This is a genomic window from Caballeronia sp. LZ032 (assembly GCF_031451315.1).
Classification (GTDB): Bacteria; Pseudomonadota; Gammaproteobacteria; order Burkholderiales; family Burkholderiaceae; genus Caballeronia.
Genome location: NZ_JARUXP010000007.1, coordinates 49,199 through 74,731 on the forward strand (window position 1 = coordinate 49,199; position 25,533 = coordinate 74,731).

Here is a 25,533-nt window from a genome sequence, read left to right on the forward strand (position 1 = left end):
ACACATCGCCCTTTATCCACTGAGGCCCGTCGTCGCGTCCGTGATCGCAAAACCCCAGTCTGGGTGCATCCCCTTGCTCGACAGCAGCATCTGTCCTTTCTTCGTGACGCCAGGCACCATCGCGTCGAGCCTGGCGAGCATGTCCGCCACGCGATCCTTTAGCATAGCGATATTTACCCTCTGTTCCTCGGTATCGTCCCATTCGAGCGCAGACGATTCCATCGACCGCAGTACGTACTCGCGATAACTCAACAACCGCCAAACGTGATCAGGATCGGCAACAAGACGGAAAAACCTGCACCAGATGCAACTCAGAAAGTCTGCGCAAAAGTGCGCTGTCGTCCCTCTTTCCCCGAGCAGTCGCTTGTGTTCGAGCCCGTATCGCGCCGCCTCGTCATCGCGACCAGTCGACGCGCATTCGCCTGTCGGCGTATGCTGCAGCCGAATCTGCGGGTCCGTAACGATCACGATTCCCGCCTCGATCTCCTTCCCGCTAAAGTATTTGCCCATGGTGTCGACGGCTTTGCCCAACGTGTACCTGGACTGGTTCTCATCGATCCTGTAGTAGTTCGACTCGAACGTCGCGAAGTCATGTTTCGCCGCAGCCTCATAGTCACGCAGGTTCTTCTGCACCTGCCGGTACAGGTGATTGACGCCGCCCTTCCGGATTTTCGTGGAATCGAATGTCAAAGTGCATCCGCGTCTGGCCAGCATTTCGGTGACCGCCTTTGTCGCGGCCATGGACAGCCGCTGCACTTCACCCTTCCGCACAATGAGAAACACAAACGTACGGTGCGGATTGCCGTCGGGCAGAGAAGCCCGCAGATCCGCTGTCAGGTTGTCCCGGATATGCAGAAGGTCCGCGACCGCGCTGCGCATCGCGGATATATTTGTTGCGGGATCATCGAAAGTGTACGCATCCGATCGGTAGCCCGCCCGTGCTTTGCGGAGAACAACGGCAACCGCGCCCGGATTTAGCGGAGTCCCAGCACGAATAATGTCATCACATTCAATACCGAGAACAGGGGACAGATTCCATCCCGTCTTCAGCAGAATGCGCGCGAGATGAAGTGTGATTCTGTCTTCCCGCGAGCCGCCCTCGTCGTAGAGCATAGCCTCGATGTGGAATGCAAGTTCGCGGCATTGCTCGGCCGAATAGAAGTCGTCCGCATTGAGAAGCCTGAGATGCCTGTCCGTTCGACTGGTCGTAATCGGATACGCGTCGACGACAGTGAAGCCGTACCGCTCCAGAAACCACACGAGGCCTTTCCTGTAGGTGGAGGCGGTCTTTGTCGTCACTGTTCCTGCGCGAGCGGCATTCTGCAAAAGTAAAAAGATCGTCTTCTGAAGCCTGTGTCCCGGTAGATCAAAGGCCCGCATGCCGTGCTCCTGTAACTCGACACTGAATTCCTGTATGAGTCGCTCGCGAAACATCACGAGGACCGCCTTCAGTTGGGTATATTTGTGATACACCGTGCGCCAACCGAATGGTTCTTGTGGCAACGACGCAGCGAGGGCGGCAAGCAGTACCACGAGATCATCGTAAAGCGCGACAGAAACCATTCTGATCGGAGCGAAGTCGCAGAAGATGGGGCGGGACGAATAGTCGTTTACAAAAGCGAGCTGGTACGCCTGAAGTTCCTTCCTGTCGCGTCTGGCCGTCGGGAACAACGCATCCACAATCTCTTTGACTGGGGAAAACTGATCAGCGGTAATGCCATCAAGCCTGTGCGCTTTGGAAAGAAGCTCACAGTCATTTTCCGTGAAGGCGACCAGACCGCGCGAAATAACAGCAGCACCCGCACTACCCGGCAGCGCAGACAGTACAATGCGCAACCCGCGCTGCAGGCGCGTGAGCACGTCACGAACCGTTGCCGCCTTCCTGTATTTCAGCGGCTTGCTTCGTACGATCGCCGCAAATTTTTCAACATCGCGAAAGACTGGTTCGGACAGTGCGAAAAGCTCGGTGAGATCTGCGGTGTGCCCGAGCACATCAACGACTTTCCGTTTCCAGCGGATCGGGTCATGACGGGCAAGCAGATCAGTCATCGCCGCTGCCTGCTGCCACGTGCGAAGTTTCTCCGTCATCTCGTTCAGCTTCGGATATTTTGCAAACGCCTCAAATCCTTCGGCCACCAGCCACAACCTGGCACGGCTGCCTGCAATGAGTAAAGAAAGCAGGGAGTACGTTTCGTGCTTACGCAACATGCCGGATGACCGAGCCCGTCCCTCGGCGTCTATCGCGAGGATATAGCGCTTATACGTCAACAGGAATTCTGGAGATACCCGATACAGTTCCGAAATATCCGTGTGCCCTGCGCGAAGCTGAAGAAAGCTCGGAGGCTTCGCGCCCGGATCGTTCCTGTGCAGTGCAATGATCTTGTGCAAGGCGCCGACCACGTTTCGGTAATACGCCGCATTCCCGCCGGATCGATATGTCGCACCCACGAATTGCGCCCACGCGTCCTCATCCTCGATGGCGTCAACTCCACGCGTCAAAAACCGCTCGCGAAGCGCGCCGGGAAGGCGAGCCACGACCCTGCTTAGGGCGGGCAGGAGGTGCGAAAGACCCGTTCGCACCGTTGCAAGTGACCAACCCCATCGTTCAGGGTCTTCCCCGTATCGCCCCACGCCTGCGCGGATGTCAGCGGCCAGTTTCAGCGATATGTTTTCGGCATGCGTGAGACGAATTCCATCGCCTCTGGAATCAGGCCTGAGCGCCCTCATGCGTCGACCATTGAAGCGATCGCTTCGGACTCAAGCCCCGGCCGCAGATCCGCGAAAATCTGGCTCACCCAATCCTGCATCTGGCTTTCGAACGTTATAGATCTCGCGAAGTTGAGGTACTTTTGCGTCGTCGAGAAGTTCGCGTGACCCATCAGGCTCATTAGCTTGTACTGGATAAAGCCAAGCGGTAAGTGCTTCTCTAGCATAAACCTCGCAAGCGAGGTGGCGAAGGTGGCGCGTAAATCATGAAACGATCTGCCGAACCTGATGCCACCCTCGGCATATTTCCGCGCCACGCATGACGTGACATTCGTGAGCGATGCACTATTGATCGGCTTGCCGGAACGGTTCAGAAAAAGTGGACGACCAACGTCCGCCCCGTGCACAAGGTCCCATTTGGCAGCGCGTCGCATCCGCTCCGCCGAGTTCCTGTACTCCCACAGACCAAGCATCAGGAAATGCGGAAGCAATACCATCCTCTCCTTGTTGAACTTGCCAGTCACCCGAACCGGAAAGGCCGTAGTCGACGATAGCGACGGATTCACAACGGCGCTCTCGGAGAGCGCCGCCACTTCGGCCGCACGCAAACCGCATGCAAGCGCGAGTTCCGCCCAGAGCTTGCGGCTGTCAAGGCGCATATGGTCACTGTCAAAGAGCATTTTGAGTTCTTCTACCGTGTAGGGTGTTAGCCCCTCGTTCAACTCCGCCATCTTCGATTTGTATCTCTTTGGAATCGCGAGATCGGCGGTCTGGACCATTAGCGCCTTCTCGTCCTGAACCGCGCTGAACAGCAGGTCGAAGTCGCCATCTTTCCGCGGCTTCCTGACGGCTATACGTTTGTACGCAAAGGGAATGCGGTCGATACGCCGCATCTTGTGCGCCCACTCGTAGAACTGGCGAACGTGATTGACGTAAAGACTGGCTGTGTCTCGCGAAACCTTGCCTGCCTCGATTTCACCGATCAAGTGAACGCGGTATCGATATGGAGGCAGCCATGCCTTCGCACGGTCGCCATCTGCTGCTGCATAAACCTCGCGCCAATCCGTATCGGTGCGGTCGAGCCACGCGAGAAATCCCCGAAGAGAGTTGGCTATGCTCTTCAAGGTCTTGAGCGAAACACCGCCCTTCGGATTGCGATTGCGGGATGCTTTTGGACGTAGAAATTTGCCTCGGTAGCGATGCTCCATGAACAGGTTCATCTCGAGCGCATCCGGCAACCTCGATGCGCAATAGAGCAGTGGGAATCCCTCGACGACATGATCCCCGTGAAATCGCACCTGACGGACCGTGACATCGGCGCCACCGGTGTCGCGCGGTGCGAGGCTATCGAAATAGGGAAGATCTCCAAGGTTCATGCTTACAGGAACGACGAGGACACGTGAACCGATAGATTCGGTGTTGGATGGACTGCAGTGATTTCTTGTCATGACATTCGGTGCCAAAGATTCTTATAGTCTGAAGTCGTCCATCGCCAAGCGGACGAGACGGTAACACTCGCACCCAGATTCGACAAGTGGCGTTAGCAACTAAAACTCGTAGATGCGGTTACCCTGCGCAGCCCGAGTACCGTTATAACTTCACGAGCACCGTCATCCGCCGCTCGTCGTTCAAGCAGTGTTCGAAGCCGACCTCCCGGCCGTACCTTCCATTCGTCCGCGCACGCCCTAGTCCGTCGACCGTCACGCACGCCATTCTCAGGTGTGCGTACCAATGTTCCACGTCCAATCGTCGACACTACGAACTGGCTTGCCAACGAAGGGGTCGTCACATGAACCTGTACGGGCAACAGCGACGCTTCGATATACGACTGCAGCTCGTCCAGCACTGAGTGCAGGAAGTTGGCGATGGTCGGGTTCTCGATGGTCGTGTCGGCCGACTGGACATGGTGCGTGATCGTCGTGCCGCCGGCACGGCGAATCGCCTCAAGCATTAAAACCAAAGCACACGTGCTGTCCTTGCCGCCCGAATAGGCGCAGCTCAGGCTATGCCCTTGTTCGATGTAACGCTGCATAACGCTGATCGCAGCTTCCATCTTCGAGAAAACTTCTTGTTCCATCTTGTCGCTCCAAAAAATGGGAGCGACCCTTACGGGATGCGCTCCCGAAAGGGTTAATGGTGTAAATCAAATCAAAAGGTCAGCCGTCGCACGTTGCGCCTCTTCAAGGCCCTCGTGCGCTGCGGCGAACATGTCCGCTTGCCTCGTTGCGCGATCCAGCCGCGGGAGCGACTTCGCATACCGGCTCACGCTAGTACCGTCGAAGCTATCCGCACCGGCGGCCGCACAGATGCGGATGCGCCGCGCCGAGTTCACGCGACCGACGTGCAAATAGCAGTGACGCCGTCGCGCGAGGGACCCCCACACGTGCGCCGTCTGCTCTTTCCACTCCGTTGAACCGCCGATGGAGATGCCAACCGCAGGAGATAAGAGCGACGCTAGATCATCGACCTGCATACCGTTCTGAACGGCGATCAGCATCCGGCACGGCATCCCGCGAAGTCGTTCTAGCCACTTGAGCGAGTAGTCGAGCGAGGCCATGCCACCCATGACGATGTCCGGAAGGACGAGCCAATCGGCCCGTTCGCCGAGCCGTTCGACAGCAACAGAAAACGCGTGCTCATCGAAGGGCTGACCTTGCTGGTACGCGGTCCAAGCGCCGTTATCCAACGCGTAGCGATCGAAGCCCTCGGTACGCAACTCGCCCTTGGCCGAGACCAACAAGCGCCAGTCGGCGCCCTTGAGTGCGGCCAGGTTGCGGCGGGTGCCCGTTCGACTCGCGTAACCCACGAGCGGCTGCCGGTGCATGGCGATCCGTTCTTCGATTTCCGGGTCGTCGTCGGCAGTTCCATCGACTCCGTAGTAGTCGGCGTACGCCATCAGGGCTTGCGCGTAGCCGGTCTTCTGGCCACTGGTGTATTGCTCCAGCCACGGCGGCGTCATCGACGCACCCCGGTTTGCGGTTGCAATCTGCCGCCGATGATCAGGAAGACCTTCGTATCGACGTTCCGGACCCACGGGCGAACTTCACCCGCGTCCGTCGCGGTCCCGGCGATGTAGCCGATAGCCGCTTCGAGGTTGGGAAACTGCTCGGGCGATGCACCCAGCTTGGCTGCTTCGAACATAAAAACACTCCACAAAAATGAATGCGGAGCGACCCCAGCGGGTCGCTAGCCCGCAAGGGTTGAGAAAAGAAATTGAACAGCGTTTGTGCCGCTTACTCGATCAGCTTGACGCTCTGCCACCAGCGACCGCCCGAGGGCAGCCCTCTGACAAACGAGATTGCCTCCGCCTCGTCGCGCGTGAGCTCGATCACCCCGCCCTTCAAGATGGCCGTCTGTAGATAGACGACATTCGCGAGGGCAAGCGCGCCGTGCTGCTCGGCGATGGCGGTCAGGGTTTCGACGGCATCCAGCAGTTCGGCATGAAACTGCTTAGCGTCAGCGGCCAGACGAAGCGAAACGTCGGCATCGCCGATCGCGCCTAACACCGCATCGCATTGGGCTTGCGGGTCGTCGGGCCCGTACTGCTCGGGCTTGATCCAGCTTCGGATCACCATGTCATTGAGTACATCGTCGACAAAATCGGTGCAGGAATAGGCCATGGAGGCTCCGGTCAGAAATGAAGAAAAAGAGCCGCTGTCAGATGCGACGCAAACGGCCTGTTTCGAACGCAGACGCGCGACGCAAGTACGGCGGGCGCGGCGGCTGCGACTGGGCAGTCGCCGGTGCAGCTTGCTGCGCGGGCGGCTGGTGACGCACCGCATTCGAATGAGACGGACTGCCGGCTGCCGCGAGCAGCAGCATCAAAAGGTTTGCCATATGGGATAGCGCTGAAGGGCGCGAGAAAGAGGAAGAACGAGGAGCGCCCCTTGTGGGGCGACTCCCCACAAGGGTTTGATAAGAAATCAGGCGGCAAGCGCCTGAACGTCGATGACTGCGTCGGCCTCAGCGACAAGGTCGGGCGTCTGCGAGATGAAGAACTCCCGCTGATACCCGCCTTGGCGCAACACCTCGCGCTTCATTCGCATGAACTGCACTTTGCGCTCGGGATCGAGCGGGCCGTCTGACTCGTCGCTGAACAAGGTCTGATACGGCTGACCGGTGTTCTGCGCGAGATAGAGCGCGATGCCCCGCGTGAGGCACTCGTTAATCCAGACCTTCTGACCGCCGGACATGACGGAGACCGACTTGCTGCTGTCGGACTCGGCGTCGTGAACAAGGATCTCAAAGCCCTCGCGCAATTCACCGCTTGCGAGCGTGCGCTGCGTGCGGATCTCAACGGTGAAGCGCATGCCGTAGCACGCGAGCAATAGCTCGTTGACGGTGTGCGTCAGCGCCGGGCCCGCGTCATCGATGGTCAACGCGATCACGCCGTCGTTGCCCAAGCCCTTAGCCAGCAGCTTCCAATGAGCAATTTCATCGGAGAGGCGTTCGGCACGCGACTGCGTGGCCGAGAACTTCTCCAACTCCACAGCCAGGGCTTCCGCTTCGGCCTGCAACACGCTTTGTGATCGGATGGATTGCTCGATCCGACCATCCAGTGCAGCGACGGTCTCGCGGTTCCCTGCGATGTCACGATCCAGCTTCGCAATCGCGGCTGTCACATCGACGGCGGCCAGTCGCCCGACCTCCTGGGCAATGCGAGCAAGCTCCGCTTCCATACGCGTCTTCTCAGACTGGTATTTGGCGGTACGTGCGGCACTTTCCTCGGTGATCGAACGCAACTCAGCTTGCGCCGCTTCAAGTCCCGACACGGCTGCATCCAGCAACGGCTTAGTGGCGGCAAGCTCTGCCGCCGCCTGCAAGGCACGGCGCAACTGCGCGGCCGCATCGGTGATGGCGAGCATCTCTACACGCTTCGCCGCCAACTCAGCCGGCACGAGCGCCAAGGATTCGGCCTGCGCCTTCTTCTCGCGATACTCCGCGCGAAGATTCGCCACCGATATACGCTGGACCTCCGCTTGCTCTTTCGCTTGAAAGGCTTGCGCGAGCAGCGGACAGTGCGCATGCATCGAATGACCGACGCACGGCACTTGCTCCGCCACCGCAGCCTGCTTGTTCAACGTGTCGAAGTGCGCGGCTTTCGTCGTGCCCTGGCTCATCAAGCTGGTAAGCGTCGCATCGAGCGTGGTCAACGTCGCGCGTTTCACCTCCAAATCGGCAATGTCGCGCTGCAGGGGAGCAAACCTCGCTTCCTCACGCGCAATCGCCAACTCCGCCTCCTCGCGCTTCGCCGCCGCACCGAGGATAGCCTCACGGCGGGCCAGCGTTGCTTGGTGCGTGGCAACCGTCCGACTTAGCACGGCGACGCGCTGCTGACAGCGAACCGCTGCTGCTTGCTCGTCGCCAGCCGCGCTTTTCAGGGCACGCCCCAACTCATCTCGGCGCACGCCCAGCTCTCGCAGGCGCGCTTCGGTCGTGGCCGATTCGCTCTGCTTCGCCGCAAGCGTCGCCCGCTCTTGAGTCAGCTTGCTCGCATGCTCAAGCGCTGCATCGCGTTGCTCCCGAGCGGCACGCAAGGTGTTGCCCTGCGCGACGATCGACTGCTCAGCGTCCGCTTTGCGCTGCCGTTTGCTGGCGAGCGCACCAAGCTCAGACTGGATGCCTTCGAGCGACTTGCCGAGCACCTTCGCGACATCAGCGGCTTTCGCCGACAATGCCTTCAGGTGGTCGATGCCAAGGAGTTCAGCCAATAGCGTCTTGATCTCGCCCGCACCGTAGGACGCGAGCGGCCGCCGGTTCTGAGCCGAGAACACGCTCGTAAAGAACGTTTCCAACGAACCGTTGATCGCCTCTACACAGCGGTTATACGACTCGGCCTTGCCGTCCGACACCGTTCCGTCAGGCAGCGACACCGGGCGCCACGTACCGTCGACGCCGCGATAGGCAAGGTAGTACTCCGCCTTGCCTGTCTTGCCGGGCTTGCGAAACGTGAAGGACGAGCGATAGCGAATGCCGTCGTGCTCCCATTCGAGTTCCTTCAAGGCACTGGTACCACAGACGTGATCCCAGTAAGAGAACGCGTCGACCGACAGCTTCGACGCCCTGGACGGCATGATCGGATACGGGTGCAAGTTGTCCATTATCGTGGTCTTGCCGGCCCCGTTAGGGCCGGTCAAGGCGATGAGGCCATCCGGCAACGTCTCCAGATCGAGCGTCACGCAGTCTCGTTTCATGCCGTCGCGCACGCCAACGAAGCCTTCCAGTGTCAGTTTCAGAGGCCGCATGACACGTCCTCCGACACGTTCAACGAAGCGGACAGCGTTGCCATCTGCGAGTAAAACGCGTCGTCGTCCTCGTTGGGAAACGGCTCGTTTATCACGACGGACGACACAGATTGCACCGGTGCTTTGGGCGCTTGAAGCGTTCCGTCTAGTGCGGCCGCCACGTTGTCGCAGACTCTGCCGAACTCGCGACGCGCATTCGTCAGAAGCTCGGACCAGCCGCTATGCCCGGTGAGGCTACGGATCTCAGCAGCAGACCACTGACTTGCATAGCCTTCCTGATAGGACCAGAGAAGGTGCTGCATTTCAACGGTCGGCGTAACGGCGATCTCGCACGCCCCGGGGGTTGTGGCGACCAGCAACAGCGTCTGACCGAACTGCGCCAGTACCGCGCCGCGGTGTTGACCGAACGGCTGATGCTGAATCGCAGCGGTAAAGCCGGCCGAATCGACCAACGACTTTTGAAGGTCACGCGATGAGCAGTCGCCCAACGCAAAGGTGCGAACCCAGTTCGGGCCAGCGGGATAAAGACCAAACATGATGCACTCCGTTATGGTGGGCGGAGTGCTGCCCCGGAAGGGATCGCTCCCCGCCAGGGTGAAAGAAGAAATGAACTGCTAGAGAAAGGTCCTGCCACTACGAATCGATGCGTCAAAGACGCGGTAAAACCTGTGTTTCGATAGCGACGTTGACAGTCGGCTATCGGAACACGGCTTGCGTGTTCAGGCGAAGGAGCCATACTGGCCTCCTCTGCATGCGCGGCTACTTTATTTGCTAATTAAGCCGCGAACAAATCATCGTTGAGCCACGAAAGCTGACTTGCCAAAGCCGACTCGACAATTTCCACCGTCGCATCGGGCATGGGCAGTGCATCGTCGCCAACATCGCTATCCGGAGCGACGTGGGCCGTCACCGGCGCAGGCTCGGATATGCTCGACAATGCGTCAGCGTCGCTCAGTCGCGCCAGCACGCCAGCGGCGATTGCCTCCGCGTCCCCGGTTTCCAGCAACTGCAGCCGGTCAAGCAAGGGCGCCGGATCGACGTCAGCGTGTTCGCACCAACCCTCGAGCTTCCGGTCAATCGACGTTTCGAGGCTGATGCCTTGGGCGCGTGACCGGACGACGGGAAGAATGCGAGCTTCGACCTTCAGCTCGGCCGCGTTGCTGAACAGCGCGGCGATCGCGTCACGGTCCACTGACTGTTTGTGCTCTTCGTCGACCTGCCAACGAACTCGCACAAACTTGTCGGTCGCATCAAGCGCGATTGCCGTGAGGCGCTGCATGTCGGGCGGTCCATCAAAGTCGACGCAGATCGTCTGCCGTGAAGGCGTAACGACCAGATCGGCGTGCGCGCTTCCGACCTCAACATTCCACATGAGAAAGCCTTTGTCGCCTTCCTCACCGTAGTAGAACCGCCCGATGGAACCGGGATAGGCCACGACGCGCCCCGCTCGCTCCCACTGCTGCGCTTTATGGATGTGTCCAAGCATGAAAGCATCGCATTCGGCGTCGAACAAACTGCCAAGCGAGAACTCATGGTCGAACCCTGCCATCGTCACGCCGTGCTCGGTCGTACAACCGTTGACCGTGCCGTGTGACACCCCGACAGTTCGAATGCCTGCGGCACGAAGCTGCTGGTTGACGCGCCCTGCTACGGCGAGATAGTCGCCCAGCACGGCTTCAAGACCCGTCCCGGCTTCCTTAGCACCAACAGCGACCGCCAGCGCCCCCTTATTAACCGTGGGCAGACACGTGAACACGACATCAGCCCCGATTGCCAGAACCTCGCGCAGCTCGTCGTCCGAGAACACCGGGCCGTCCGAGGGGTAGAACCGCCCCTCGTGGAGGCTTACCTGCTGCACGCGTTCGGCAACATAGATCTGATGCGTCGTTGCCATCAGTTCGAAGTTGCGCAGCGTGCCCGGAGGCTCGTGGGAAAACGTGCCCTGCAGCATCAGGACCGGCATGCTGCCGCTCAGACCGTTGATGCGGCGTGCGAGGCGGTTCAACGACGGCGCGTGTGCGTCGAGACGATGGTCCGTCGCATCACCCGAGATGACTGCCACGTCGGCATGGGCCAGCACCGCATGGTCGATGCCGAAACCGAAGCATCGGTCCGACTCTTCGATGTTGCCCGGCGCGTAGTGCAGGTCAGAAAAATGTGCGATCTTCAAATCGCCTCCTATAAATGAAAAAGGCCACCCGAAGGTAGCCAGTATTTGCCGACGCACCGCTAGGGCGCGCTAAAGGGATTACGTTGACAGCGTGTCGCGGACTTTCATCAGCGCCTTGCCCAGAAGGTTCTGGCCGCGCCACTTCGATCTGTCCGTGATGTCTGGATGGTGCTCACCGAGACCCACACCCCATATCGTGTCGTAAGGACTTGCTTCGACAAGCTCGGTCGGCGCCGTTGCGAGCAACAACGTCCGAAGACCCGGATGCTGCGCGAACTTCTCACGGCACCCGACATAGACGATCGACTCACGCTTGGCTTTCCACGTATCGAGGTCGAAGCCCCTAACCTTGCGGCCGAGGGCTTTCTGTTCCTTCGGCAAATGCGTGGCAAGTACAGCTTTGGCAATGTCCTCGTCGCCGAACAGCTTGGCTTTGGAGAACATCATGAACTGTTCCACCGACACAAAATTGACGTCATGGTAAGTAAAGCGGCACGGATGCCAGTTACTAAAAGCGTCCTCCGCGCCGAAGAACAGCGTGAAGTTGCCGACTCTACGCATTGGAAGCTCCTTCGCGTGAACAAGTAGATGGGCCGCCGAAGCGGACGAATTCGATGCGCAGGTACAGCGCGGTCGAAAACATTTGAGCAAGCGGTTCTTGCTGAAATGCTCTCATGCGCGAGCGGGAAAGACCGTGAGACACCGGAGAAAGGATGCCAGCCCCCGAAGGGGACTGGCCAAGGTTAGACGTAGGCAGCTTGTGCAATCGCGTCCTGAATTTCGACATCGAGCGAGGCGGGATCGTCAAGCGCGTTCTTGAGACGCGCATTCATCGCATCTACATCAGCGATGCGTTCGATCCAACCGCGACCGTACGTCTGGTGCGCGTACTTGCGAAAGCCGTTTTGTCGCTCCGGCTGACTTAGGCCCAGACGATGCAGCAGGTCCGACAGGCGGTGACGCTTGTCTTCCAGCGTCTCGTCGGGATCCGGCGAGTCGTCGTCGTGACCATCGGCGCCGTCGATGCCTGATGATGCGCCATCGCCTGTCAGTGCTTCCCCGGTCTGTTGCTCTGGCTGAAGGAGCGAATCGCCGATCGACTGTACCGTTCCGTCCGACTCGAGCAGCGCCACTGCACGACTGGCAGCATCGAGCGCCGGTTGAGCCTCGTCCGCGCCATCCAGCAGCGCGCCTAGGTCGATGTCGGCATCGAGCACCGTCAACATCTGCTTCTGACGCACGGCCTGGCCATTGTCGTCAATCCGCGTGATGTCGAACTCTTTCTTCGAGAGCCAAAAGCGCGTGCCGGTGAGCCTGCCGCGCGCCAATGCCACGGTCTGCATCGCCGAATACGCCTTCTGCAGCACGTAGATGGAGTTGGTCGGCAGCTCGATCAGCCCAAGCCCCTTTACGTCGGGAACTGCAAACAAGAAGTTAGCGGTCAGGTTGCACTTGCGGTCCTGATACTGCGGACAGACGTGAGGATCACAGACGCCATCGGGAATGTCGTCGTCTTGCCGGTGGACGACCAGTCGCCCACCGAAGGATCGCCGCGCGCGTTGTGCGCGTGCGTTGCGCTCGACCGGCGCGTATGTCTTGCAATAGCGTTTGCCGTCGCGGTCGTACTCCGAGAAGTACTGTCGCCCGGTAGTCGTGTACGCGGCCATCTGATTTGGCACATTGCGCAGCCAGTCGTCGAACGCAAACATGATCGGGAAACGGTAGAGCCGCAATCCTTGCCCGCGATCCTCGCCATACAGCCGCAGGATTTCGTCGGCCGTGTCCGGATTAGAGAAGTCCGAGCGTCTGCACACGAAGTAATCGACGTTTCTGGGAATCAGCGCGTTCCGAAGCTTCAGCGACGTTTCGAGCAGCTTGCCGATGGCTTCGAACGACTCGCCCGCAGCGACCATGTCGTTGTAGAGCTTGACCGCTTTTTCGTTGGACTGGTGCGCCCGCGTGAGCACTTTGATGCCGGGTCGAATCTTGCCGATCGTGGGCGGGCGAATAGCTCGTTCCTCAACGAGGCTACGCGGCGCGTGATCGAACATCTGAACAACTGCATTCATGACGGTTTCCTTGCAAGAAAGAAGATGGCGTTGGTCCGCAGTGATTCGGCCTGAGATTGCATCTCTCGGGCTGCAGCACTGCCGCGACGTTCGCTGATATGGGAAATGAAGACAGAGCGCTCTGCGTCGCTGAACATCGCGACTCGAGCGACTTCGCACCGCTCACGCCAAACGGGGGACGTGGTGTCCGCCTGCTCGCACTCGGTATTGATTTGATGCGTGATGGCCTCGGCGATACGTTGATTGAGGCGGTCGGGCAACAACATAGAACAGCACCTCCGTTGAGAAATGTCCGGCCGCAGGAAGCGACAGACGAAAAAAAAGCCCGCTCCCGTGAGGGAACGAGCTTCTTGAAATCGATATAGAGACCTACGCGCCACGTCCCTTCCGGGGACGTGGCGTGCAGGGAGCGGCCGGCATAGGCCGGTGTCGCTCGGTCAGAGAACGTAAAGTCGTTCTCGCGCAGCATGGTCACGCCGCGCAACAGCCCTTTTCGGAATTACTTCCGCCGCAGGAATCACGGATCAGCCAACTTCGATCGTTCTACCCAGATCAGGCTCTGGAGAGAGAACACCCGAAAACCCGGGTTCGAACGATGTACCGGCGCAAATGAATGCAGCACTGGGTACGAGTATCACGGCTGAAATTGGGGAGTGTGTAGCGAGCACACTCAGCACAAGGAAGATTTCCACACCGGTAGCTATCCGGTCGGCGCATGCCAACGCACGAGGCGGGCACGACTTGCAGAGAAAAGATGGACTCCGGGCTTGGAGTCGAGGTCGATGCGTCGGTGACGCGGGGAATGGAGTTGAGTATCCGGGTTATCGACGCGAGCGTGCGGGTGAAAGCTCACGAATTTGACCTAGCTTTCGCCGTCTTGACTCTTGCCTAAACAATGAAAATCTTATGTGAGAGAGAACACAGACATACCGAAACCGATCATGACTGGTACCGACATGGAAGCACCTGAAGACGGATTAAGACCCAGCTCACCTCCGGTCGCGCCGACTGGCGAGAGCGGTCTTCGGCGGCTCGACCGCCTGACCAACGACAGCCGGCTCGCGCGAATCCATGCGGATACGCTGGCTAAGACTGAACTGCCGTACCACTCGGCATTCGCACGTGAGTTTTTGCGAGGCGACTTCAACTTTGCAGCAGCGAAGATGACCGTCGCTCGCGGCGGCAAGCTCATCGCTATCGAATCTGAATTTCGAGTGGCCGAAGGCTGGTTCCGCAAAGCAATGGCTTGGGCCAATGAACTGCCCAAGAGGCAGACTGCGACGTATCCGGAGATAGTGACGCTCGAAATCAAGCACGCCATGTCTGGACGATTGGTACGCCTGCTGACTATCTATGACCAGCTCTTCTTACTGACGATGGGCGCACTGATCGCTCGATCGTTGGGCTCGGAAGCTCGTCAAAGCACCCTCGATGCCGCTCAAACGCGGATTCGCAAGATCGCCTATCTCTGCATTTTCGACAACGATCGCTTTGCCCCCGAAGGTGTGTTGCTTCCCGACCCTGGTCAAGCCCACTAAACCGTCTTGAGCGCGCGCATGCGCTCTCTGTCTTGACTAGCGGCAGCGCTGGTTACGCTCGACCTAATGCAACGACGAGAGGACCTCACATGGACCTACGCGATATTCAGCGACTGCACGCACAGTTCGCACCCGACTCGATGACCATTGATCTGCCGCGGCAGATTGCGGCGCTTCCGGCGCCGGCGGACCTGACGGCTCAGGACAAGGCGCCTTCTATGAAGGTGCGCCTGCCGAAGGCAGCGCCCACCGCGCGCCAAACGCTCGTTGCCGTGGCACTCGCCGCTGTGATCGGTATGGCAGGAATGGGAGCCGCTTCCCTCTACAAGTCGTTCGGCGCACCGTCGGTCCACAGCGCCGCTCGCTCGGATTCCGGTGCAGGCAAGCTCGCGGGAAGCGAGCAGCCAACTGCACCAACGACGCGTCCGATCGACGCGGAACCGCCTCATCCGGTTGCCGTGGCACCGATGCTCACCGCGAAGGACCTCGCTCCTTCGGGGGTTGGCTTGACGGCTGACCAGTTCAGAAATTCGCTTGGAAGCAACGCTCCCGCCGTTGGCGCAACCCCAGCCAAGTCGGCCCCGGTTTCGACGGAGGAGCAGCGAGCGGCGGCGTCGCCGATTCGTCAAGCCCGTCGTGACGCGGACGCGACACAGCAGCCTACAGCCAACGCCCCCGCGATGAAGGCGGCCGCACCGGCAGCGCAAAGCGCTGCGCAGCAACCGGCGACGTCGGCCACGACGGCAACGCCCGCCGGGAAGACGCAAGCCACAGACGGCGCGACGACAGAGACCTCCACGCCGTCGCACTCGCACAGCTACCGCCATCACGCAAAGCGCGCGCGCGACGAGCAGACCACGGAGTCCGACGGCGCCGCCGCATCGAATAAGAAAGCAGCACCCGCGACCCGCGGCGGGTCGAACGAAGTGCAAATGTTCTAGGAATCGACACCATGAAAACCGAACTCAACATCACGCTTATCGCGCGCGGCTGCGCCATCACCGGCGACATGGTCGTGGATCACGGCATTTCGTCTTTCGGCCTGCTCGACGGCGGCATCATCTCCACGCAGGGTCTGCTGCACATCGGCGAAGGCGGCCTCGTTAAGGGCAGCGCACAGGGCGAGCACGTTCGCATTGACGGGCGCGTTGACGGCGATGTGCACGCGCGTGGCTCGCTGGAAATCAACGGCCAAGTCTCGGGTGACATCTTCTACTGCGGCACCATCCGCCTCGGTCCGCGTGCGTCGCTCAACGGCACGCTCAAGCGCGTCGCCAGAATGCTGACGATTGAGGCCGATTCGACGCCGGACGAAGGGCCTATCGCCGGTCCGCGCTTGGACGACACGAAGGGCCAGGAACGCACGGAATCGAACGTGACGGAGATCTCGCGCGCCATCGCCTGAGCCCTGAATAAGCGTGATGATTTGCCGATAACGGGTCAAAGTCCCTAAGAACCCTGATCATGAAACCCGTCGAACCGATCTTCGATTTCGTCACTAAGACGTGGGACGCGGCAGCGCAAGAAGCCGCGTTCGAAGGCCATTGCTTTTGCATGCTCGACACTGGCCGGCTTGTGAACAGCCATGCGATGACAGCGGGCACGCCGCACTGGAACCGGCCCGCGTACAAGTCCGTCGTGACGTACAAGATGGCTATGCGCCAATAACCGTAGGGTTTATACTGATCACGTCTCCTCCATGTCTCGACCGATATGGATTGCAGCCCGCCTTGAGCGGGCTTTTTTTTGGCTGTAGCCACGAGAATCAGCGTTTCATCTGACGTTGAGCGACTATGCGGATATGCCGACCGCTTTCGCCACGGCGTGCACATGGACTGCAAGCACTTTCACTCTTCGACTTCACTGACTGAGGCGACCATGCCTGACACCGTCCCGAAGCCTGAGCACGAGTTCCTCAACGCGCTCCGCAAAGAACACAAGCGCGTCTCAGTTTTCCTGGTCAATGGAATAAAGCTGACAGGCCGCATCGAGTCCTTTGATTCGTACACGGTCTGTCTGAACGCGGCGACGGGCCCGCAGGTGATCTTCAAGCACTCCATCTCGACGGTCAGCGAGGACCGCGGTCGCCCTCAGAACTCTGAGCGCCACGAGCGCCCTGATCGGCGCCCGCGCCCCGGGCAGAAGGTGCCATGAATAGACACGGCACCGAGAGTAGCCGAGGCGGATCAATCGGCGCTCGAGAACCGTGGCAACAGCCCAATCACACTCTTAGGCCGCTGCCGCTACTTGCTGAAGTTGAGCTTCGACGACAAAACGAGACTCGAAATTTTTGGACGTGCCCGAGATCATCAGGGATTCACGTGCGCGCGTCATCGCGACATAGAACAGACGACGTTCCTCTGGCTCCGTCGACTTCGCATCAGGGACGATCGTCTCTTCGCTGCGCGCGATCCACACGTGATCCCACTCCAGCCCTTTGGAGCTGTGCATCGTTGTGAGGATGAGCGCGCCGGGCGTCGGCTCGTTGTTATCCTGACGCAGGAAAAGAAGCCGCTCAGCGAAGCTGCCCGACAAGCGACAGAGGACTTCATTCGTCGCCTCGATCGCGCGAATTGCAGAATCCTTCTTCGCGTACTTCAGCATCCATTCAGCGACGCCTGAGAGCGTCAGCGAATAAAACTTCCGATCGCACAAACTTTGCCATTCCGCCAGCCGCTTCATGAACTCACGGTAGTTCGTCGCGACGTCCTCGGGCAATCCCAGCTCGACTAACTCGGCGCGGCCCTTCTGCGTCAGTTCCGCGCCCATTTCGGCATGCAATGCGCGCAAATGCTGCGCGGTCAGGCCCAGGTGTGCGAGAACGGCGTCAAGACCGGTGTCTTTGATGCGCTCGACAATCTCGAGCAGGTTGCACATGAGCGCGCCCTCGGGGCGGCTCAGCACCGATGCGCCGGATGCGCGGTAATACTTGATGCCGTGAGAGCGGCAAACGGATTCGAGCGGATCAAGGATGCGGTTGGTGCGCGCAAGGATGGCGCACGATTGTCCTTTGGCGAGCAGCGGCCCCAGCACCTCGACTGCAGCGGTCGCTTCTTCGTACTCGTCCGGGTGCCGCGATGTCAGGACGCTCCCGCCCGGCCCCTTCTCGGCGCGCAGCACCTTCGCAATCCGGTCGACGTTATTGCGGATCACTCGGTCGGCCGCGCCGAGAATCTCGGCACGACAGCGATAGTTGCTGCCGAGCACGACCGGCTTCGCGTCAAACGCTTCGATGAACGATTCCATGCCGCGATAACCCAGCGCCTCGCGAAAAGCGTAGATGCTCTGGTCATCGTCGCCGACGACGGTCACGATCGAACCGGCCTTTGCATGAAGCTCGATCCACCTGTATTGCAGCGGGTCGGTATCCTGAAACTCGTCAACGAGCAGATAGGTGAACGCGTACGGGGCGATGGTTCCGTTTTCCATCCCCTCCACGGCGAGGCGCAGCATGTCCTGGAAATCAATCTTACCGTTGCGGGCAAGCGCGTCCTGATAGGCGTGGTACAGCTCGCCGTCGGCAGTGTCCGGATCGCACCGCCCGAAATTGGTTTTGATCTTCTCGATCGTTGGAATGAGGTCTTCTGCCTTCCCGTCGCGGCCGAGTTCCTGCATCACGCGGATGAGCATACCGAGCCGGTCACCATCCGAGGCGATATCGAGCGCACGTGCACCGGGGCGCTTCAGTTGCTTGAAGGCGAGCGAATGGAAGGTGCCCGCGATCAAGCGCTTCTTCACGGATTCGCCGGCGGCCGCCAGGATGCGCTCCCGCAGTTCGAGCGCGGCGTCCTTGGAGAAAGTGACGGCGCCGACCGTCGCGGCGCTGTCTTGCAGCAACAGGGCCGCTTTCGTGGCGATCGTTTTCGTCTTGCCCGCGCCCGGGCAGGCGATCGCCACGCAATGCTGGCGCAACTGGGCGACTTCCCGTTGCTGGGGATTGAGTTCGGCCAGCATCGCGCCTCCTTAGTTGCCGCGGACCGTCGTCATCAGCTTCAGGTGCGTCATGTACCCGCGAATGCCGAGCGGATTGAAGCGCTTGAGGAAGTTGACTGCCTCGTCGTCCACGTCGGACTGGTCGCGGATGCCGTTCCAGACCATGAAGTCGAAGTGATCCATCGCGCGGTCGAACTTCATGATGGCGCTCAGCACGCGCATCGAGAAGCGCGAGTACGCCTCGACCTCGATGTCCATTGCGGGCATCGGAATGGTGGGCTCGAACACGAATTCCTTGTTGGCGCGAAGCTCCGCTTCCTTCTGCTGCCGGAAGCCTTCGGCGACGCGCAGTTGCTCGTCCACGTAGCTCTCGATGCCTGCGAGCAGCTTTTCGAGCGCACTGTTGACCACTTCCTTGTCGCTCTCGCCGAACGTCGAGCGGCCGAAACGCTGCATGTTGATGCTCATGCGGTTGATGTACGGCCACCATTGTTCGAAGAGCGGCTTCAAGCGGGTATGGTTCAGCCGCACGCGGGCGGTCACGACTGCTGCGCCGGAAAGCTGGCGGTCCAACAACTGACGGCCGATCTCACGGCGGCGCTTGATGATCGCAATACGCTCGGCCGCAGGCAGGTCGCGAAACAGCTTGCGCGTCTTCGCCACTTCCGCCCGCTTCATCTGCGCGTCGTCGGACGAGATCACGCCTTCCTTCTGGAGGCGATCCGCATCCGCCTCCATCTGCGTCAACTCGCGCTCAAGCTCTCCGTCGTCCGCGCCGTCGGTCGTGAGCGGCGCCTCGACCGTACCTTGTTCGAGTGCGCTCAACGCGACGTTCTCCTCACTGCCGGGTTCGACAACCGTGCTCATTCGCCATTTCTCCTGTCTGGACCGCATGGGTCCCGTTTCATCGTGGGTGATCAGGCAAGCAAAGCGCGTTGCCTATGGGATCCATTGTTGCGGTCGGGGGCACCGGTCAACGTCCGAAACAGCGACTATTTCGCGCGCCTTTCCGACGACGGAGCCGAGTGGGGAGCACGTTTACGCGCAGTGCCCCGTTGCGCTCGCACGCACGGTAAGGTCATCCGCGCGTTCAAGAATGGAGGTCGGTGAGAGCAAGGACAGGCCGGCTCGGGGCGAGACGGCGCTTCCGTGAGGGAGCGCCGAGGGGGGAGTGCTGGTGGCTGGGGACCGTATCATGATGAAGCCCGTTTGCCACAAAGAAGCTGATTTTTGCGAGCTTTCCGGACTTCGCCTTACTAACTGCTTTCTATCGCGCAGATTGAAACGACTCCGCTGCTTTCCACAGTAGTGCGCCTAGCAGCGCAGCGGCCGCGACCCAGTATCCCGCCAGCACGGGTAACGGGGCAACGAGCACGGCCAAGAGCGTCCCGAAAACCAGCAAGAGGCCGTGGCTGGCGAGGTGGAAAGACAGCGGGCTGACGAAGCCCGCCGCCGAGGCTTTGATCTTTCGCCTAGCGGTGCCATCGATGAACATTCCGATGGCAAAAAGGATTGTGCCCACGATCCACAGCTTCATCACCATCGCGCGAAAGACGATTCGATAGACGAGCAGCCAGAAATTCTCGGTCCACGTATGCGCGAAGCTGGAAAAACCTCCGTCGTTCATTCCGCCGACGCTCCCCGACGCATTCAATGTCCGGTGAAGCAGGCCTGTATCAACGAACGCATGGCGAAATATTCCGTTTGCCCGGCTCACAGCGGCATCAACCTTCTGCTGCCCAACGGTAGCCACCAACGACTGAGTCTCGACGTCCGGCACCTCGAATAGCTTCCGGTCGGGCACCGCAGGCATCACGGCGATTGCCAACACCGGGACCAAGAGAAACCAGATCTTCAGGTGCGAACCGAAGCGGCTAGCCATGTAGCACCTTTACTGCCGCCAACACGGGTATCAGAGCTACGGCGAACAGCCCGCACCAAAAGAGCGCGGGGCGATACTCGGCGATGGTCGCCAGTGCGTAGCAACGCGCTCCGGCGCCATGGGTGAACTCTTCGGGCACGGCAGCGTTCGCATCGCCGTCGAATGCCATGGCGGTCTCGAGTGCTCGCTTTGCCGTGCGGAAATCAGTCTGCGACAACTTCGCTATTATCGTAACGGTGAGCGACATCGTATTCCTCGAAGTAGCGGCGGAACGTCTCGCCGTGCAGCACGCGGGATGCGAGCTGGAATGCTGCGGTACGCTGCGTGATATGGTCCGGACAGCGCTCGTCGACCATTTCAAGCTCGTGGTCGGGATGGCGCTGCTCAAACGCGGTGATCGCCTCCACCATCGGGCACCACACTTCAACCTTCTCGCCACGGCGCGCAATGTAACGACGCGCGTAAAGTGCCTGGGCCGGCTCAAAGAGACCTTGCATGAATGCCACGTACGGTTCGCCGTTGCGCTTGGCCCGCCTGTAGCTGTCGAGTGCCGATTCAATCATCTCAGCAGCCAACGGCCGCTTGTCTCCCATGAATCGTTCGCCGATGAAGTCGGCCACGCGGGAGCACGCGAGCTCGAGATCCGGCGACACGTTGAACACCGGCATGAGCCGGTGCGACAGCTTGTGATCGCGGATGATGTGTTTGTATGCAGCGGACATAGTTTTAGGTTTAGCCTTCGATGATGGGAATTCGACCCTGATACACGGCACCTCCCGAGATGCGCATGAAGTACTGCAAGTTCGGCAAGCTATGGAGGAGGCGAACCGGGATCAATGGCACCTTCTCAAGCTGAAGCGAGCGCGATTGCGAGCCGCTGAATTCCAGTGCATGCGCCTCTGTAGTCGTGTTCAAGCTGTTCGAGACGTTCACCACGCGGATCGCGGTTTCGCCGACCTTGTCGGAGAACCACTTAGCAGTATCTGAGTCCTCCAGTCTGAGGACAATCTGGTTGTTCAGGTTACCCAAAACCTGCAGCATTTTTGCTGCGTTTCCGAGTTTTGCTTCTAGGTCGGCGCGCGCCTGAAAAGCGACAAACGCCTTGAACCCGGCCCCGCGTCCCTTGTTGAGGATCTGAATCACCTGCTCGTTGATGGCCTCGGCGATCTCGTCGATGATAAGCACGACGTCGGGCTTCTCCGCGTAGAAGTTGTAGATTGCACCGCACACCGCCGCGACGTCAGACAGCGCCATTGAGGCGATCGCTTTCTGCACGATGTTGTTCGACAGGGAATCCAGGCCCATGTAGAGGACCGCCTTCTGCTTGATGATCTTGTCGATGTCCCATATTTCACGCTCGTCCTCGAAGTCATCTGCCTTCGGTGCGAGCATCAACCCGGTTTCCCCAGTCGCCAGCATCTGCAGCAGCGGCAGCGCCGAGGCGATGATTTTCATATAGTGCTCGCGGTCGTGGGTGTGCGTCGCGATCAATCCGTCGATCGTCTCGTGCCCGCGATCGTGAGCGGCAAACCGGTCGAGATAGAGCTTGACCATCCCGTCGACCATTGACGCGTCGTTGCGACGCTGAGCGTCTTTGACCGTCGCCGTGACTGTCAACTCTTCCCAGTCCGTCAGCCCGTTTTCGATGAAGAAGCGACGCAGCCCGCGCTCAAGAAGGTTGGAAATCCCCGACTGCGCGTACTTGAGAATCGATCGGAGGTTGGGCTTGTCGCCGACGTACAGCTCGCCCTTCACGGCGCGGTCGATGAACAGAAACGCGAAATCCCGGAACTGGCCTTCCTCCATCAACTGCGCAATTCGCGACGGAATTTCAGACGGCTGCGACCAGTTTTCCAGCGGGTTCAGGCGAATCGACTCGTGCGGTTTGGCCTGATTGAAGTAGAGGAACTTGCGGCCGGTGCGGGCGCACTCCTTCTCGACGCGCTTTTTCCACTCGTCGTCGTTTTTGGGGTCGACGATGATCAGAACGTCTTTGGGGTTATGGATCACCTGCGTGGAAATGACTTCATACGTCCGGGTCTTGCCCGCGCCCGTTGTACCGGCCACGAGCGTGTGACCGCCCATTGCCTTGTAGTGAAACGGCACCTTCACCTTCTGCGGCTCCATGCCGTGGATCCACGATGATCCCTGGGGCATGCGATCCCGGATGCTGTCGCTCGGTCCGAACAGCCGTTCAATGCGCGCCTCGACGGTCCGACCGATCTCGGTTTTAGGCAGCCACTTGGGCAACGACGGAATATCCGTCACCGGCATGCGAAGAATCTCATGGGCGATCTGCGTGTGCTTCTGCGTCCATTCGTAGCCCGTGCCCAAGTACATCGAGTCCGCTTTTTGCCGCATCGTCTTCTGCGTGGCGAGGAGCTTGTCGATATGGATCTTGCTGAGCCACTTCGTGGAAATCGCCATTCGAAAGCTCAGCGCCTTCCAGATTTGCAGTGCGCGTATCGAAAGCAGCAGCACACCCGCCAGAGCGAATGCCCAGCCGTACGGCATCCCCGAGACTAGGATTCCAACGATGACCACCGGCCAGACGACGAATGGCCTGAACTCGTAGATGGGTCGGAAGTGGTTGACGTAGCTCATGCCGCTGGCCGCTCCATGATGAGACGCCCTGCTCGCTCGACGATGCAGATATCGGTGCCATGAGCGCGCATGAGTAGCTGCCGCTTCTTAAGTTGCTCGACGAGCGTATCGCTCGTCATGCCGTACGCGCCGACAAGGCGCTTTTGCACGGCAAGGCCTTTTTCTTCCCAGGTGACCTTCGCGTTTCCCGACGCGACGTCGCCCGCGAGTGCCTTGAAGAACTCTTTCATCATCGCGGCACCCGGCCCCAGCACCTCAGTTAGTTCCTCGTCTGACGGCCCGGTTCGGCTGCCGGTGCCACGACCGGTATTAGCCGCCGCAGGGTCGATCGCTGCCGGGCGCCGTGGCGCGGGGGTCGGGACTGTGGAGGACTCAGTCGTTGCGGCTGCATCGCCCGGTGCTTGGCTGCGCTCCAACGCGTCACGCAACGACTGAGACAATTTAGGCGGGGCTCCTGAGACCTTCTCGTCAGCGGAGTTCGTTCCGGCCGCGCTAGGCGTTGCGGCCGCGCTGGGCGTTGCCGAAGCCAGGGCAGCCGAGGCCGCCATGTCCCCGGATGCCGGCGCTGGCTGCGGATTTGGGTCGTTTGAGGACGTCTTACTGTTTGCCGGGGCCGTCGATTGGACAAACTGCGGCTCGAGCGCGAGGGCGACATGCACGGCGGACGGAACATCGTATTTGACCGGCGCAAACACCGCCTTCTGCGCTTTGCGCTCAAAGTCCACGGCAACGTCCATCGCCTGCCGTACCACTTTATGAACGAGCGGCTCGTAACCTTGCGGACTGCGCTCTGGATTGATCGCGTTGAAAAGGTCGTCCAGCACCCCGGTGTCAAACCCGGCGAGCAAATCTGGCGCGATGACAGTCTGGGCGAACATCGCGGTGCGCATCCGCTCGTTCTTGAGCGGCGCTGCTCGCCGTTCCACCGTGTATTGCCCGCCGCCCAGCCACGCGCCGAACGCGCCGTGTGCCGCCGGATTCCACTTCGACCGGTCGGACAGGCGAATCATCTCGAAATGACGGAATGGCTCGTCAAGCAGAGAACACGCAGCCGCCAGGAAGACCGCATAGTTGTATTGCGGCTCGAGCCGCCGCCGCTTGTCGGACGTGAGATCCGCGGCGAACTTCTGCGCACCGGCCAATCGCATTGCATAAAACGTCGACTCGATCGTCGCGCGGAAAGCACCGCCCGGCTCACAGTGCAGATCCGGCGTGAGCGGCATCGAGGAGAACCAGCTCGCGCAGCGGCGCAAGACGGACACCCACTTCCGTCCGAATTCCGCCTCAGTGCTTTCGTTCGCGCACTGGCGAACGAGCTCAATGCGCTTATGGTGCGTCGCGAACAAGTCTTCGATCGCGATAGCTTCGTGAGCGATTGTCATGGAATGAATTTGCTCGCCAGCTTCAAAGCGCCAGTACCGGTCGCCGTCGCACCGCCACCGAAGATCGTTGCTAGCTTCGGAATCTCAAAGGACAGCAGCAGCACGAACACCGCCAAGTCGAAGACATACGCCCCGTTGACGGTCGTAGATCCGCCTACGTGCGTAGCCTTGCTTACCGCGTCTGAGATGGACGTCCCGACGAGCTTTATCAGGACGGCAACCACAACGGTGTACATCCCCGCGCTGATCATCCAATCTAGCCACTTCTTAAAATAGCTGCGCGTGTACGACGAGAAGCCGAGCGCAATCGCGATCGGGCCAAGGACAATACCGACGGCGGCCTGAATTTGGCCAATCGCGGTGTAATAAACGAAGATGATCGAGGCGAGAACCATGAGCATCCCCGCGAAGGCGAGAACGATGACATCGGTCAACAGCGCAGGAATGTCCCACAGCTTGACCGTCTTAAGCTTCGCCGTGAGCGCGTCGATGATGGTCCCCGCTAGGGACGCCATCTGGGAGCCCACCGACCCGTTGTCGGAATTGCTGATATGTGCCGCCAACTGCTCAAACCACGTCCAAAAGCCAGCCGCCGACGACGTGTAGCCAAGGTACAAGGCGACGAAGATGCCGAGGACAGCCACTTCCTCGAACAGGTCGACCCACGCGGAAATCGGATGGTGGGTCCCGGCGAACCTCACTCCGACGAGAACTAGCGAGATAACGCCCAGGCCCCACGCGAACTTGTTGGCCTCGCTCATCACGTTGGAACTTGCATCCACTGCCGTCGTGACGACGTTGCCGAGCAGGACATGGATCTGCTGTGCGGCGCTGCTTGCCCCCTTGCTAAAGTCGCCCGCCTGGCTTGCCAGCAGTGCAGCCGAGCTAGTCGACGACGCCGGCACAGCGGGGGCCGCTTGCGCCATTGCGCGGCTAGAAGTAAAGCCGATGCAGCAGATCACCGCCAGAAAGACGAGGAGCGACCTCATGAGCGAAATTGCTGA

At 60.1% G+C, this 25,533-nt stretch carries 25 protein-coding genes; 5 read left to right on the plus strand and 20 right to left on the minus strand.

Annotation, left to right across the window (positions count from 1 at the left end; all coding sequences use genetic code 11):
• Window positions 1-12 precede the first annotated feature (12 nt).
• From QCE69_RS36710 to QCE69_RS36765, 12 genes are all read right to left on the minus strand, one after another.
• Window positions 13-2,535: a hypothetical protein gene (locus QCE69_RS36710; protein ID WP_244797909.1), complete on the minus strand. Its 2,523-nt coding sequence runs from the start codon at window positions 2,533-2,535 to the stop codon at window positions 13-15.
• A gap of 188 nt (window positions 2,536-2,723) precedes the next feature.
• The gene (locus QCE69_RS36715; protein WP_244797908.1) at window positions 2,724-4,154 is read right to left on the minus strand and encodes a site-specific integrase; all 1,431 of its coding nucleotides are present in this window, start codon (window positions 4,152-4,154) and stop codon (window positions 2,724-2,726) included.
• A 92-nt stretch (window positions 4,155-4,246) separates the two neighbouring features.
• On the minus strand, window positions 4,247-4,783 hold the full coding sequence (locus tag QCE69_RS36720; RefSeq protein WP_309935813.1) for a hypothetical protein: 537 nt from the start codon (window positions 4,781-4,783) through the stop codon (window positions 4,247-4,249).
• A gap of 66 nt (window positions 4,784-4,849) precedes the next feature.
• A complete protein-coding gene (locus QCE69_RS36725; protein WP_309935814.1) occupies window positions 4,850-5,665 on the minus strand; it encodes a hypothetical protein in 816 nt (271 codons plus the stop codon).
• The gene (locus QCE69_RS36730; RefSeq protein WP_309935815.1) at window positions 5,662-5,847 is read right to left on the minus strand and encodes a hypothetical protein; all 186 of its coding nucleotides are present in this window, start codon (window positions 5,845-5,847) and stop codon (window positions 5,662-5,664) included. The genes QCE69_RS36725 and QCE69_RS36730 overlap by 4 nt, the downstream gene beginning before the upstream one ends.
• A 92-nt stretch (window positions 5,848-5,939) precedes the next feature.
• Window positions 5,940-6,326: a hypothetical protein gene (locus QCE69_RS36735; protein WP_309935816.1), complete on the minus strand. Its 387-nt coding sequence runs from the start codon at window positions 6,324-6,326 to the stop codon at window positions 5,940-5,942.
• A 303-nt stretch (window positions 6,327-6,629) separates the two neighbouring features.
• Window positions 6,630-8,951, minus strand: coding sequence for an SMC family ATPase (locus tag QCE69_RS36740; RefSeq protein WP_309935817.1), 2,322 nt, complete (start codon window positions 8,949-8,951; stop codon window positions 6,630-6,632).
• Window positions 8,939-9,487 carry a hypothetical protein gene (locus tag QCE69_RS36745; RefSeq protein WP_309935818.1) on the minus strand — a complete coding sequence of 183 codons (549 nt, stop codon included), beginning with the start codon at window positions 9,485-9,487 and terminating at the stop codon, window positions 8,939-8,941. The genes QCE69_RS36740 and QCE69_RS36745 overlap by 13 nt, the downstream gene beginning before the upstream one ends.
• A 239-nt stretch (window positions 9,488-9,726) precedes the next feature.
• On the minus strand, window positions 9,727-11,121 hold the full coding sequence (locus tag QCE69_RS36750) for a metallophosphatase family protein (RefSeq protein WP_309935819.1): 1,395 nt from the start codon (window positions 11,119-11,121) through the stop codon (window positions 9,727-9,729).
• Between the two features lie 78 nt (window positions 11,122-11,199).
• Complete coding sequence (locus QCE69_RS36755) at window positions 11,200-11,682, minus strand: NADAR family protein (RefSeq protein WP_309935820.1); 483 nt, start codon at window positions 11,680-11,682, stop codon at window positions 11,200-11,202.
• A 182-nt stretch (window positions 11,683-11,864) separates the two neighbouring features.
• Window positions 11,865-13,190, minus strand: coding sequence for a hypothetical protein (locus QCE69_RS36760; protein WP_309935821.1), 1,326 nt, complete (start codon window positions 13,188-13,190; stop codon window positions 11,865-11,867).
• The gene (locus QCE69_RS36765) at window positions 13,187-13,453 is read right to left on the minus strand and encodes a hypothetical protein (protein WP_309935873.1); all 267 of its coding nucleotides are present in this window, start codon (window positions 13,451-13,453) and stop codon (window positions 13,187-13,189) included. Before QCE69_RS36765 ends, QCE69_RS36760 begins: the two co-directional genes overlap by 4 nt.
• A gap of 678 nt (window positions 13,454-14,131) precedes the next feature.
• Between QCE69_RS36765 and QCE69_RS36770 the strand changes: the two genes are divergently transcribed.
• The 5 genes from QCE69_RS36770 (at window position 14,132) to hfq (ending at window position 16,882) form a co-directional block, all read left to right on the plus strand.
• The gene (locus QCE69_RS36770; RefSeq protein WP_309935822.1) at window positions 14,132-14,728 is read left to right on the plus strand and encodes a DUF1845 domain-containing protein; all 597 of its coding nucleotides are present in this window, start codon (window positions 14,132-14,134) and stop codon (window positions 14,726-14,728) included.
• Window positions 14,729-14,817: 89 nt separating this feature from the next.
• On the plus strand, window positions 14,818-15,669 hold the full coding sequence (locus QCE69_RS36775; RefSeq protein ID WP_309935823.1) for a hypothetical protein: 852 nt from the start codon (window positions 14,818-14,820) through the stop codon (window positions 15,667-15,669).
• Window positions 15,670-15,680: 11 nt separating this feature from the next.
• On the plus strand, window positions 15,681-16,133 hold the full coding sequence (locus tag QCE69_RS36780) for a polymer-forming cytoskeletal protein (RefSeq protein ID WP_008343235.1): 453 nt from the start codon (window positions 15,681-15,683) through the stop codon (window positions 16,131-16,133).
• A gap of 59 nt (window positions 16,134-16,192) precedes the next feature.
• A complete protein-coding gene (locus QCE69_RS36785; RefSeq protein ID WP_244818617.1) occupies window positions 16,193-16,396 on the plus strand; it encodes a hypothetical protein in 204 nt (67 codons plus the stop codon).
• Window positions 16,397-16,606: 210 nt separating this feature from the next.
• Window positions 16,607-16,882: an RNA chaperone Hfq gene (gene hfq / locus QCE69_RS36790; protein ID WP_244818618.1), complete on the plus strand. Its 276-nt coding sequence runs from the start codon at window positions 16,607-16,609 to the stop codon at window positions 16,880-16,882.
• A 75-nt stretch (window positions 16,883-16,957) separates the two neighbouring features.
• Here the strand turns inward: hfq and QCE69_RS36795 are convergent, their stop codons facing one another.
• From QCE69_RS36795 to QCE69_RS36830, 8 genes are all read right to left on the minus strand, one after another.
• Window positions 16,958-18,682 carry an ATP-dependent helicase gene (locus tag QCE69_RS36795; protein ID WP_309935824.1) on the minus strand — a complete coding sequence of 575 codons (1,725 nt, stop codon included), beginning with the start codon at window positions 18,680-18,682 and terminating at the stop codon, window positions 16,958-16,960.
• 9 nt (window positions 18,683-18,691) lie between these two features.
• Entirely contained in the window at window positions 18,692-19,528 is an 837-nt protein-coding gene (locus QCE69_RS36800; RefSeq protein WP_008343229.1) for a hypothetical protein, read from the minus strand.
• Between the two features lie 400 nt (window positions 19,529-19,928).
• Window positions 19,929-20,543, minus strand: a complete 615-nt coding sequence (locus QCE69_RS36805) for a DUF4400 domain-containing protein (protein WP_238213537.1) — start codon at window positions 20,541-20,543, stop codon at window positions 19,929-19,931.
• Entirely contained in the window at window positions 20,536-20,712 is a 177-nt protein-coding gene (locus QCE69_RS36810) for a hypothetical protein (RefSeq protein ID WP_235516677.1), read from the minus strand. Before QCE69_RS36810 ends, QCE69_RS36805 begins: the two co-directional genes overlap by 8 nt.
• 34 nt (window positions 20,713-20,746) lie before the next feature.
• Complete coding sequence (locus QCE69_RS36815; protein WP_244818622.1) at window positions 20,747-21,265, minus strand: hypothetical protein; 519 nt, start codon at window positions 21,263-21,265, stop codon at window positions 20,747-20,749.
• 10 nt (window positions 21,266-21,275) lie between these two features.
• Window positions 21,276-23,147 (minus strand): conjugative transfer system coupling protein TraD, encoded by a 1,872-nt coding sequence (gene traD / locus QCE69_RS36820; RefSeq protein ID WP_244818623.1) that lies wholly within the window; start codon window positions 23,145-23,147, stop codon window positions 21,276-21,278.
• Window positions 23,144-24,529 (minus strand): TraI domain-containing protein, encoded by a 1,386-nt coding sequence (locus QCE69_RS36825; protein ID WP_309935825.1) that lies wholly within the window; start codon window positions 24,527-24,529, stop codon window positions 23,144-23,146. Before QCE69_RS36825 ends, traD begins: the two co-directional genes overlap by 4 nt.
• Window positions 24,526-25,518 (minus strand): type IV secretion system protein, encoded by a 993-nt coding sequence (locus QCE69_RS36830; RefSeq protein ID WP_309935826.1) that lies wholly within the window; start codon window positions 25,516-25,518, stop codon window positions 24,526-24,528. Before QCE69_RS36830 ends, QCE69_RS36825 begins: the two co-directional genes overlap by 4 nt.
• Window positions 25,519-25,533: the final 15 nt, after the last annotated feature.